Origin of the sequence: Rufibacter sp. XAAS-G3-1 (assembly GCF_013623775.1) — a bacterium.
Classification (GTDB): domain Bacteria; phylum Bacteroidota; class Bacteroidia; order Cytophagales; family Hymenobacteraceae; genus Nibribacter.
In genome coordinates, this window is sequence record NZ_JABFAM010000005.1 from 392,467 (window position 1) to 404,253 (window position 11,787).

Sequence of the window (11,787 nt, forward strand, 5' to 3'; positions counted from 1 at the left end):
GAGGTTTTGAGGTTGTTTTTGGGAAAAGAGGCGGGAAACGGTGTTGGCGGAGACACTCGTAGGAACTGCGCACACTACGAGGTCTTTGGAGCGGACGGCATTATAATTAGATACTAAATTGGAGGTTTCACGTGCCACAGTTCTGTTTTATCTAACCTGTGAGGTTTTAAAAACCTCACAGGTTTCTCCTTTTTTGGGCTGAATTTCAGAAAACTGGTCTAAAACAACCCATCATCCTTCGGGCTTTACCTAACTCAAAAGGCCTCGTAGTGTGCGCAGCTCCTACGAGTGTCTTACAGAGCCACCCCACTCAAATGCTCCAACCGCTCCCCGCTTAATGTCAAATAGCCTTTCATCAAATTAGCGGTTAAGCAAGAATGAACCGGCAGAACACCCACTAAGCCACCAAGCTTAAAATGCTTCATTAACTCTGGCGTGGTACGCACAATACCATGTTCCTGCGAGAGCGAAACTACTGCTGTGCCTGACAACGGCGCTCCCCAACCATTCTCTGTCAACGGTACTACTAACCCAAAAATTACTCCTCCATCTGGCAGCGGAAGAATGTCTTTGGAAAAGTGTACCGAGCCGCCGTAGAGAATGACCTCGTTGCGGTCTGGGTGCAGGGCGACGATGGGGCAGGCCACGGCAACGGCAATGTCTTGCAGGCAGCAGGAGGTAATGTGGTGTTGGGTGAGGTCATAGAAAACGAAGTTTCCGGGGCGTATCTCATCCATGCCCGAGAAATCCTCCATCACGCTGCAACTGGGCGTGTCGCCAATGGAGAGTTCCAGCGCAGGCCAGGCAGCGGAATACTGTTCTTTCAGCGCCCGCATTTTCTCCAGCGTCTGTTGATGAATGGCAGAAATTGTCTCTTGGTTGCGGGCTTTGTAGGTGTGGCCGGCGTGGGCCAGAAAACCTTTGAACGTATGTGGTGCTGTTTTCTGCAATTCGGTTAAAACCGCATCCAACGCGGCGGTGTCTTCGGTCTTGATGCCGGTTCGGTTGTAGCCAGTGTCGGCCTTCACCCAAATGTTCACCGGTGCCGTCAAATATTCCCGCAGGAAAACGACATCATGGGCGGAGGTGACAGTGAGGTTCAACGTGATTTGCTTAGCCAACTCTGCGATCTGCGGCAGCTGACGGCGGTTCAGCGGGAAGGCGATGGTGATGTCCTGCCAGCCGTACCGGGCGAAGTACTGCGCCATTTTCACCGAGGAAACAGTGATAGCCGTGCTTCCTTCGGCCTTAAACCATTCACCTACCTGCTTAGATTGGTGCGTTTTGAAATGCGGCCGCAGCCGAACGTTCTGCCGTTTTGCTTTTTCCGCCATCCGGCGGATGTTGGCGCGGGCGATGGTTTCATTCAGCAAAAGGGTAGGCTCAGTGATTTGGGCAAGAAAAGACATAACAGGCGGTAAAGATTCAGGTCAAAGATACACAAGTCTGTTGGGCCCCAGAAAGCCAGAGCGGGAGGAAAGCTTTTCGTTTCTGGCCTGTTTTACAGAAATCAGCTTAAAAGCAGAGAAATGGAGTTTAAGCAGACCGAACAGGTCTTCCGGGCCGTGGCCCACTGGGTTTGGCAAGCACCGCGGGCTTCTCTTGCTTCATGCGCTTGGGGCCATACCAGAGCCAAAAGCCGGTGATGGTGAAGATGAGCAAGGCCACGCCCATGACGGTACTGTAGATCACTTTCAAGACACCGCTGTCTACCCCGAAGACCCTGTCCAGGATGGTGCCGTCATGCAGGTTCTCTATAAAGTCGGCGCGGCGGGTTTCCAGGTGCAGGAGTTGGCCGGTAGCTCCGTCTAGCTGTACGCCCAGGTACTTTTCCACGAAGAGGAATTTCACGGTGCCTTTGTCGGGGCGCATGTCAATGCGGTCTAGCGTGAGGGAAACGTCTGCGCCCAAGGAGTCACGCACGGCCCGGAACGCGTTGGCGGTGAGGCTGTCTACCGGGAGCCAGTCTTTGAGGTTGGTGGAGGTGCCGGTGTGGGTTTTGGCCAGGATCATGCCGCCCGTGTGTTTCTTCCAGCCCAGCAGAAGCCCGGTGATGGAAATAACAAAGAAGAAAACAAAGAGCAGCGCCCCGGTAATGCGGTGCACTTTCCGGAAATCGCGCAGGACGCGGGCTTGTTGCTGTCTTTTGGTGGAGTCGGTCACGGCAGTAGGCGTTGTTTCTCTCTAGCTCGGTTAAAACAAAGTTAGTGTATATCTGCCTTGCGGAAAACCAAAAGAGCCCGGAAACGTTTCCGGGCTCTTTTATAGAAATAGGGGTAAAAAGCGGTTATTTCACCTCTACCAAGTTCGCTCTTAATTCCTGAGGTACATCGTCAATGGAAACAATCTTGAGCCCTTCGCCTTGCAGAGGAGCAAACGCGGTGCTTTGGCTGAGCAGGGCCTGTACGTCTTTCTGGTTGAATTTATACATGGCACCCGTAGCCGGATCAACAATCAACAAGCCAATAAAGCCGCCGAACACAATGTTGCCAAAGTACCAGCCGTTTAAATCAGCTTCTAAGGTAAGTGTCTTGTTACTATAGCCTGTCTTGCTGAAGTTAATAGAGTAAACCGCTTTTTTGAAGAAGCCATTGCCTGACTTGAGAACTACGGTTGTAGGGGTTTGGCCAGCAGCTACTTCTTTACCGTTGCGGTCAACAATAGTAAAGCTGGCACCGTCTGGCGCACTTGAAAGGCTGATGGGATATTTGGTTTTAGAAACAATTGAAGCGCAGCCAGAAGCCAATAGGGTAGTGGCGCACAAGAAAATAGTAAAGGTTTTTTTCATTATAAGTTAAAGGGTTAGGGTATAGGAGCGGGTATAAATAAAAGGAATAGCGTAATTTGTAATTTAGGAAGGCAAATATAATTATATCTTAATCATGTAAAAGCGGGCAGATGCGTTTCGTAATAAAAAAGTTAGCGGAGGAAAGATAGAAAGGTGTCAGCAAAGGCTGAGGTTTGGCTTCGCTGTAAAACCAAAAGAGCCCGGAAACGTTTCCGGGCTCTTTTGTGAAATACGGGCCAAAATCGGCCAGAAATAGCGGCTCCTTAGAAGTTGGGAGACAGCAGGTATTTGCTGTAGAAATCATCAATGACCTTGACGGCATCAGTAGCGTTGTCTACCAGGTGCACCAAGTCCAGGTCTTCGGGACTGATATTGTTCTCCTGGGTCAGCATCACGTCCCTGATCCAGTCAAACATGCCTTGCCAATACTTCTTGCCTACCAGTACAATGGGGAACTTCCCAATCTTTCTGGTCTGGATAAGGGTGATGGCCTCAAACAGTTCATCCAGCGTGCCAAAGCCGCCGGGCATGCCAATAAAGCCCTGGGCGTATTTCACGAACATCACCTTGCGCACAAAGAAGTAGTCAAAGTTGATGAGCTTGTCTGGGTCAATGTAAATGTTGTTGAACTGCTCAAACGGCAACTGGATGTTGAGCCCCACCGAGCGCCCGCCCTCAGAGTGGGCGCCTTTGTTGCCGGCTTCCATAATGCCCGGCCCCCCGCCCGTGATCACGCCGTAGCCGTGGCGCACCAGTTTGGCGGCAATCTCTTCGGCCATGAGGTAGTACGGGTTGTCTGCCTTGGTTCTAGCCGACCCGAAAATAGACACGCACGGGCCAATCTTGGCCATTTTCTCAAAACCTTCCACAAACTCAGACATCACTTTGAAGATCTGCCAGGAGTCAGCTATCTTGATCTCATTCCAGTTTTTATCTGTAAAAGCCTCTCTAATGCGCTTGTCGTCTTCACTGATGAAGTTGGCGTCTTGTTTGGCTATTTTCTTTGCTTCCTGTAAGGAGTCAACCTTGTTGTCATTTGCCTCTGGCTGAATAATAGTGGTGCCGCTACCTGCATTGGTGGTTTGGTCATGCAGCTGGGTCTTACTGGTCTTTCTCAACTTTGTCATATAGCAATCCTGTATTGAGCCTGGTTTACGGAAAAGAGGCCGTAAACAGGCACCGTAACCTAAATAATTGTGATAATAGTGCAGGGTAAACTGGCGGTCTGGAACAGTTATTTAGACCTGATGGCAATTACGGGATCCAGATGGGAAGCAATGACCGCCGGAATAATGCCTGAGAGTACGCCAATCACGACCGATACGCCCAACCCCAGAAGAATGTTGCCGGGCGTAAGGATAATATCCAACGAGCCCATGGGAATTAAGGTTATCAATGACACCAGCAAGATGCCCACCCCGCCACCTATGAGGCTCAGGAACACAGACTCAAACAGGAACTGGAACAGGATAAAGAAGTTTTTCGCGCCCAAAGATTTCTGAATGCCGATGATGTTGGTGCGCTCTTTCACAGACACGAACATGATGTTGGCAATGCCAAACCCGCCCACCAGAATAGAGAAGCCGCCAATCACCCAACCGGCAATGCCAATGATGGAGAACATCTCGCCAATGGCATCGGCCATCATCTCTGAGCGGTTAATGGCAAAGTTGTCTTCCTGGTAAGGCTTCAACCCCCGTATGGTGCGCATCTTGCCTTTCACCTCGTACTCCAGGTTCTGGAGGCCCACATCCTCTACCTTGCCTTTGATCATGAGCGTGGGTTGTACGCCCCTGGGGCCGCTGGAAAACATCTTCCCGAAGGCCCCGAACGGCACGTAGGCGTTTTTGTCATTGGTGGGCATGCCTTCAAAGAGACCAGCCCCCTGTTTTTCCATGACCCCGATGACCGTGAATTTCTGACCGCTGATTCTAATATCGCCGCCCAGGGCGCTGCCGTAGGGGTAAAGGTTTTGCGCTACCTCGTTCCCAATAATGATTACGTTGCGGGAGCCGTCAATTTCCTGCTGGGTAAAAAAGCGGCCCTCTTCAATAGGCACCTCGGCTACTTTATTGAAGTCTGCGGTCACGCCCTGCAGCATAATGCCGCCAATGCTGTTGTTGCGGTGCTTAAAGGTGTTGCCGCCCCGCCGGGCTACCAACGCCACGCCTTCGGCGTTCTCCAGCGTCTCATGCAGGTACCGGTATTCCCTAATGGTAGGTGACGGGCGCTGCATGAATTTCCACCAGGGTATGTCAGAGCCGTCGCCAAAAATCCAGGGGAACTTCTCTACGTACACCGTGCGCTCGCCCACAAAACTCATGCTTTCCCTAATGCTGCGCTCCAAAGAGTCTACAATGGTAAACACCGATATAATGGCGAAAATGCCGATGGTGACGCCCAGCAACGAAAGAATGGTGCGCAGCAGATTAGACCGCAGGGCCTGCCAGGCAAACTGAAAACTCTCATAAACCAGACGTAAGTACAGCATGTTGGGAAGATACAGGTTTTAAAGGAGAGAAAGAGAACATGCTCTTCCTGAAATCGTTAGTAGTAGAACAAAGGTATTAGTAGCCAAACGGGTTGTTTTCTTACACGCCTATGTCTGCCACAACGCCAACTTTCAGGGGCTAGAGATACTTATTATTTGCCTGAAAGTAAAATAAATTAGTGCAAAGTGCCTACCTTTGCGCTCTATTTTACAATATTTTAATACCGTAATATTAAAAAATGAAGTTATCAGAGTTTAAATTTGACCTGCCCAATGACCTGATGGCCACCCATCCGGCACCCAACCGCGATGAAGCCAGAATGATGGTGCTTCACCGTGACAGCGGCAAGATAGAACATAAAGTATTCAAAGACATCATCTCTTATTTTGATGACGGTGATGTGATGGTGACCAACAACACCAAAGTGTTTCCGGCCCGTTTGTACGGAAACAAAGAGAAAACCGGGGCCAAGATTGAAGTGTTCCTGTTGCGCGAGCTGGACAAGCGTATTCACCTTTGGGATGTGTTGGTAGACCCGGCCCGTAAGATACGGGTTGGTAACAAACTCTACTTCGGGGACAGTGATCTGGTAGCGGAGGTGATTGACAATACTACGTCCCGCGGCCGTACCATCAAGTTCTTGTATGACGGCCCAGACGAGGAGTTCTACAAAGTGGTACACAGCCTGGGCGAAACGCCGCTTCCCAAATACATCAAACGCGAGCCAGAACCAGAAGACGAAGAGCGTTACCAAACCGTGTACGCTGAGGTTACGGGCGCGGTAGCCGCCCCCACCGCCGGTCTGCACTTCACCAGAGAAGTGCTGAAGCGCCTGGAACTGAAAGGGGTGGACGTAACCCCGGTGACCTTGCACGTAGGTTTGGGTACGTTCCGTCAGGTAGATGTAGAAGACCTGACCAAGCACAAGATGGATTCTGAGCAGTTCTTCGTAGCCGAGGAAACCGCCAAAATCGTGAACAAAGCCCTGGATGCCAAGAAACGCGTTTGCTCTGTAGGAACCACCACCATGCGCGCGCTGGAGTCATCCGTTTCGGCCAACAGCCGCCTGAAGCCAAACGAAGGCTGGACTGATAAATTCGTGTTTCCTCCGTATGACTTCAAGATCGCGAACAGCCTAATCACCAATTTCCACATGCCGGAGTCTACGCTGTTGATGATGGCCGCGGCCTTTGGCGGGTATGACCTGGTCATGGAAGCGTACCAGACTGCCATTAAAGAGAAATACAAGTTCTTCAGCTACGGAGACGTAATGCTGATTCTGTAAGCCCAGATATTTCCATGGAAAGCCCCACCAGTGCAGGTCACTGGTGGGGCTTTCTGTTTATAGCTTGTTTTCAGTAAAATAGCTTTAATACCGCTATTGGTTGGTTTCTACCTTTTGGCATTTGTCTGGAACTGCTGATTAGTAGGTGCACGCATTTTGCTGTTCCCCTGGCATGTCCGCTTTTTGCGTGGGTGCAAGTGCTGTACTGTTTCATCTCTGGCGGTATGCGCTCACGGCCGCGGGGCCCCGTCTTCCCCTCTCGCACTGCCCTTTCGGCCTGCACTGCCTGTCTCTCTTAGTTTTGCCTGTCTATGGCCAAAAGCGAGGCGCGCTCTGGGAAGACTGGAACTGGGGAAAGTAGCAAAACCCTTTTCCTATGGCGCAGATTTACTTCCGTGACTTTCGATAATGCCTCAATAAGTCACGGAAGTAAATCCGCGCCATAGTAGCGGTTATTGGCTGCATTGCCCTTGTTTTTCTGCAAAGGCTAATTCCCCTCCTGGGAGGGGTGGGTTCTGGCTCTTTGCTGATGTCGCTGTTCGGGAGTTTTACTCCCGAACCTGCCTGCTGCGGAGTTCTACTCCGCCGGGAGCCACGGGCACTCGGTCGGGGAGTGGAACTCCGAAAGAGCGGGGATGGTGTTTTGGGCGTTTTAGGCCTGTTTTGCGGAAAACGAACCTAAAACGCACCTACCCGCTTCCCCGATAGGACGAGAGAAAAGCGGTTCAAGCTGTCCTTTCCCTACTTCGGCTTGTCAGGGGACAAGCCAAGGAAACGATCAGCCTCTTTTTCTCTACAAGATTAGCCTCAGAGGGGTAGGGGTGGGTTCTAGGCTTTCCGCCAACTCATTCCAAGGCGCACCAAGCATGCAATAGAGGTGTAAGATGTTGCGGATGATATACCGTCATCAGGTAAGAGGCTAATTTTTTCGCTAACGCTAGGAGGTTAAAAGAAATGGCTTATCTTTAATTGCTGATTGGAAAAATGCAGTGAGCGTAAATTCTGCCTTCCCCCAAAAAGAGAAAGTAACTTTTCAGTTAAGAGCTTGTTTCCATTTCAACTTTGCGCTGCAAACAATCCTAAAAAGAACCTGCGTTCGTGGCTGTGTCGCCCCGTAGCGCTGCCACGCGTCTCAAAAAACGCTTCCGCAGCACCTTTCTCTGGCTAGTTGAGCTTGCAAACCTCAGATTTAAACAAGCTCTAAAGAATTGTAGTGGGTGCCCTTCTCACTGCTTTAAACGAGAAAAGGGCATGCTCTAAGTTGTATAGTTGGTGATCCTTGCTTTTCAGGAATGTCTAATGGAAGATAAAACGCAAAAGGGTAGTGAGGTTTTGAAGCAGGAAGCGGCGCTGAAAGACGGGGCCGCAGCCCGCCCGCTCACCGCAAATAAGGAAGAGACCGCTACGCACATTAATGTACCAGAGCCAGAAGGGGACACCGCTAGTTACCAAGAGCAACTGCAGGCGTTGCAGCGGGAACTACAGCAGGCCCGCCAAGAACTGGAAGACGTTAAGGAACAAGCCAAAAACGCCGCCTCGGTGAAAATGAACACCAGTCTGTTGCAGGAGGTAAGAGAGTTCAAGCGCGTGATGGAACTGGAGCGGCTGAGCAAGCAAGTGCTGGAAAAAAACACCCAGCCCGGCAGTACCCTTGAATCAACGGTGGCCTTTTGCCTGAAAGGCATAGAAAAGCTCTACAAAGGCATGTACTGTTCCTGCACGCGGCTAGAGGGAGATAAACTCTATATGATAGCGGCTCCTAGCCTGCCGGAAAGTTTCCGTGAAAATAGCAACGGCATTACTATTGGAAAAAAAGCCGGTTCTTATGACGCAGCAGCATTTCTGGGGGGGAGAGTAATAGCCTCAGATATAAAGACAGATCACCGCTGGAAAGACTATTTTCAATTGCTGCTTCCTTATGGCCTGGAGTCCTGCTGGTCTTTTCCGCTGGTGGGGTCTAACCAGAAAGTGTTGGGCACCTTGGCCGTTTACCACCAAGAGGTAAAAACCCCCACCACGGAACAAGAAGAAACCCTGGAAGGTATCCGCCACCTGCTGCAACTCATTCTGGAAAACAAGCGCTCTGAAGAAGAGCTGCGCTTCAGCAATGAACGGTTTCACTACGCCACCATGGCCACCAATGACGCCATTTGGGACTTTGACATATTGGCTGGCAGAATCAACTGGGGCATTGGGTTTGAAAGATTGTTCGGCTTTAACGTAGAGGAATTCGGGCCCGAGCTTGATGTTTGGGCCGCACAGGTGCACCCAGATGATTTAAAGAGGGTGGAGGCTTCTTTGCAGGAATTTATCTCAAAGGGAGATCAGGAGCATTGGCGTGAAGAATACCGGTTCAGGAAAGCCAGCGGAGAATATGCGTACGTGGTAGACCAAGGCACGCTGCTCAAAGACGATACCGGCAGGCCCACCAGAGTAGTAGGGGCTATACAGGACGTGACCAGTCACAAACTAGTAGAGGAAGAGTTGCGGAAGCTTTCTTTGGTGGCCCGTGAAACAATGAACGCGGTCATCATCATGCGGCCAGATGGCGCTATCCAATGGATCAACTCAGCCTTTACTCGTATGTTAGGATATACGTTGGAAGAAATAGAGGGGAGAAAGCCCAATGATTTCTTAGTAGGCCCTGAAACCGACCTCCCTACCATTCACTACCTGTACCAGCAATTTAACCGTACGCCCCTGGAGGTAGAGATAGCGCATTATACCAAATCTAGGGAAAAGCTCTGGTTTAAACTGCAGATGCAGCCTTTGTTTGATGCGGAAGGCCAGGTAGACTGTGTGTTTGCCCTCTTAACCGACATCACCCAAAGAAAAGCCGAGGAACAGCAACTGCGCTTGCTGGAGTCTGTGATTTCCAACGTGCAGGATGCCATCATCATCAGTAAAGCCAATCTGGAAAAATCGGGGCAACTGGAGGCTGTCTTCTTCAACAAAGCCTTCACCCAGCTTACCGGTTATGAAAAAGAGGAAGTGTTAGGCGGAAACCTGAGTTTCATAGTTGGCCCCAATACCAACCAGGAAACCGTGTCGCTGTTTCAGCAATCCATGGCGGAAGGCCAGGTGGGGGAGGCCGAGCTGGAAATCTATAGAAAAGACAGAAGCTCCTTTTGGGTGCAGTTGCTCATAATGCCCATGTTAAACAGCCAGCAGGTACTCACGCATTGGATCTCCATGTTCCGTGACATTACCAACCGCAAACACTATGAACTGGAGCGCGAAGTGTTTATCTCTGAGCTAACCCAGAACAACGCAGACTTAAAGCAGTTCACGTTCATCACCTCGCACAACCTGCGCGCGCCTTTGGCCAACCTCACCGGTATCGCCAACCTGATAGACACGCAGACCATTCCAGAGGGCCGCAACAAAATCCTGATCCAGAAATTCAAGGAATCTACGGCGCAGTTGAACGCCATCATCAATGATTTGCTGGAAGTGTTGGTCATCAAAAACAATCCGCACACCAACAAAGAAGAAGTAGACCTGGCAAAGGCCTTTGAAAAAGTAGTGCTGTCTGTTGACGGACTTTTAGCAGAGAAAGACATCCAACTCACCACAGACTTCTCGCAGGTGCCTCAGGTGTATTACAACGCGGGCTATCTGCACAGCATCTTGCTGAACCTGCTCACCAATGCCATCAAATACCGGTCGCCAGACCGGGCGCTGCACATAGGGGTGAAAGCCGAAAAGGTAAACGGGAAAGATACGCTTTACTTCACAGACAACGGGCTGGGCATAGACCTGAAAAGGTTCGGTGAGCGCATCTTCGGGCTGTACCAGCGGTTCCACCACCATAAAGACAGCAAAGGCATGGGCCTCTACATTGCGCACTCGCAAGCCAAGGCCATGGGCGGCAACCTGAGCGTGACCAGCGAGGTGGACAAAGGCACCACTTTCATCCTGGAATTCTAAAATCAGCCCGAAAACAGATAGAAACCTCTTTGCAACATTGCGAAGCGGAAGGAAAACAACCGCGCCAGGCGCTGAAGAGCCTGGCGCGGTTGTTTTCTTGCTGTTTGGGAGTTCTACTCCCGAACCTGCCTGCTGCGGAGTTCCACTCCGCCGGGAGCCACGGGCAGGTGTTGCAGAAGAAGGGGAGTAGAACTTCCCGGCAGCCAGCTTCCGGAGTGGAACTCCGGAAGAGCGGTCACCAGGAAGCAAACCTGCGTCATACTAGGAATTTCCCTCGTTCGCCTCTGGCGAGGTGAGTTACCTCCGGCGTCCCGCCGCTTTCTAAACATCAAAAATATACCAGGAAGCAGATTGTCATTGCTTTTTCAGCTCTACCAGACGCTGAACTCCGTTGTTTTCCGCCTACTTTTTACAAAACAGCCCCAAAACAGAACTGGTCTTGGCACCTTGCATTGTGTATCTTGCACCCTCATGCTGTCACCAGATTTAAAGAAATACGCGATTATTGTGGCCGGTGGCTCCGGCAGCAGAATGCAGGCCTCAATGCCCAAGCAGTTTTTGCCCATTGCCGGTGAGCCAGTGCTCATGCACACCCTCAGAAGGTTCCATGCCTTTGAGGCTGAAATGCTGCTGGTGGTGGTACTGCCCGGGGCTGAGATCTCCACGTGGCGCGGCCTGTGTGCCGCGCACCAGTTCACCATTCCGCACCAGGTAGTCTCCGGAGGCAACAGCCGGTTCCAGTCGGTGAAGAACGGGTTGGCGGCGTTAGATCAGGAAGAGGAAGGGGTAGTGGCAGTGCATGACGGGGTGCGGCCTTTTCTTGATAATGCTATTTTAACCACCGCCTACACCACCGCCGCCCAGAAAGGAACAGCCGTAGTAGCCGTGACCCTGAAGGAATCCATTAGGCGGGTGCGCGGCAGCCATTCCAAGGCCGTAGACCGAACAGCCTACCGACTGGTGCAGACACCGCAGTGCTTCAGGTTGCCCTTGTTGCGCCGCGCCTACGCCCAGCCAGAAATCTCCCTCTTCACCGATGACGCCTCGGTGGTAGAGAAGTTCGGGCACAAAATAGAGCTGGTGGAAGGAAGTTACCGCAACATAAAGCTCACCACCCCAGAAGACTTGATCCTAGCCGAAGCATTTTTGCGGCAGGAAGCCACGCAGTAAGGGCATTTAATGGAATATTTAGGAACAGAACCTTCCTAAATAATTATCATCTTCTTCTCTCCTTATCCTCCTGCAAGGATCTCGGTGGCGAACGGCAATGGCGTTTATTCCCAACTTTTCTA

Annotated in this window: 9 protein-coding genes; 3 read left to right on the forward strand and 6 right to left on the reverse strand. The window is 51.1% G+C overall.

All coding sequences use genetic code 11. From position 1 onward, the window contains the following. Positions 1–293: 293 nt before the first annotated feature. The 5 genes from HHO50_RS05995 to HHO50_RS06015 all read right to left on the reverse strand — a co-directional run bounded on the left by HHO50_RS05995 (position 294) and on the right by HHO50_RS06015 (position 5,279). Positions 294–1,409: an alanine racemase gene (locus HHO50_RS05995; RefSeq protein WP_181305084.1), complete on the reverse strand. Its 1,116-nt coding sequence runs from the start codon at positions 1,407–1,409 to the stop codon at positions 294–296. Between the two features lie 127 nt (positions 1,410–1,536). Then, positions 1,537–2,163 carry a PepSY-associated TM helix domain-containing protein gene (locus tag HHO50_RS06000; RefSeq protein ID WP_181305085.1) on the reverse strand — a complete coding sequence of 209 codons (627 nt, stop codon included), beginning with the start codon at positions 2,161–2,163 and terminating at the stop codon, positions 1,537–1,539. Between the two features lie 124 nt (positions 2,164–2,287). Continuing rightward, the gene (locus tag HHO50_RS06005) at positions 2,288–2,788 is read right to left on the reverse strand and encodes a hypothetical protein (protein ID WP_181305086.1); all 501 of its coding nucleotides are present in this window, start codon (positions 2,786–2,788) and stop codon (positions 2,288–2,290) included. Positions 2,789–3,051: 263 nt separating this feature from the next. Further along, positions 3,052–3,915 carry a TIGR00730 family Rossman fold protein gene (locus tag HHO50_RS06010; protein ID WP_181305087.1) on the reverse strand — a complete coding sequence of 288 codons (864 nt, stop codon included), beginning with the start codon at positions 3,913–3,915 and terminating at the stop codon, positions 3,052–3,054. A gap of 107 nt (positions 3,916–4,022) precedes the next feature. Beyond that, positions 4,023–5,279 carry an ABC transporter permease gene (locus HHO50_RS06015; RefSeq protein WP_181305088.1) on the reverse strand — a complete coding sequence of 419 codons (1,257 nt, stop codon included), beginning with the start codon at positions 5,277–5,279 and terminating at the stop codon, positions 4,023–4,025. Between the two features lie 239 nt (positions 5,280–5,518). Between HHO50_RS06015 and queA the strand changes: the two genes are divergently transcribed. Both queA and HHO50_RS06025 read left to right on the forward strand, forming a co-directional pair. Continuing rightward, a complete protein-coding gene (queA, locus tag HHO50_RS06020) occupies positions 5,519–6,565 on the forward strand; it encodes a tRNA preQ1(34) S-adenosylmethionine ribosyltransferase-isomerase QueA (protein ID WP_181305089.1) in 1,047 nt (348 codons plus the stop codon). Between the two features lie 1,299 nt (positions 6,566–7,864). Then, a complete protein-coding gene (locus HHO50_RS06025) occupies positions 7,865–10,495 on the forward strand; it encodes a PAS domain S-box protein (RefSeq protein WP_181305090.1) in 2,631 nt (876 codons plus the stop codon). Between the two features lie 113 nt (positions 10,496–10,608). Here the strand turns inward: HHO50_RS06025 and HHO50_RS06030 are convergent, their stop codons facing one another. Then, positions 10,609–10,755: a hypothetical protein gene (locus HHO50_RS06030; RefSeq protein WP_181305091.1), complete on the reverse strand. Its 147-nt coding sequence runs from the start codon at positions 10,753–10,755 to the stop codon at positions 10,609–10,611. A 211-nt stretch (positions 10,756–10,966) separates the two neighbouring features. Between HHO50_RS06030 and HHO50_RS06035 the strand changes: the two genes are divergently transcribed. Continuing rightward, positions 10,967–11,665, forward strand: coding sequence for a 2-C-methyl-D-erythritol 4-phosphate cytidylyltransferase (locus HHO50_RS06035; protein ID WP_181305092.1), 699 nt, complete (start codon positions 10,967–10,969; stop codon positions 11,663–11,665). Positions 11,666–11,787 lie beyond the last annotated feature (122 nt).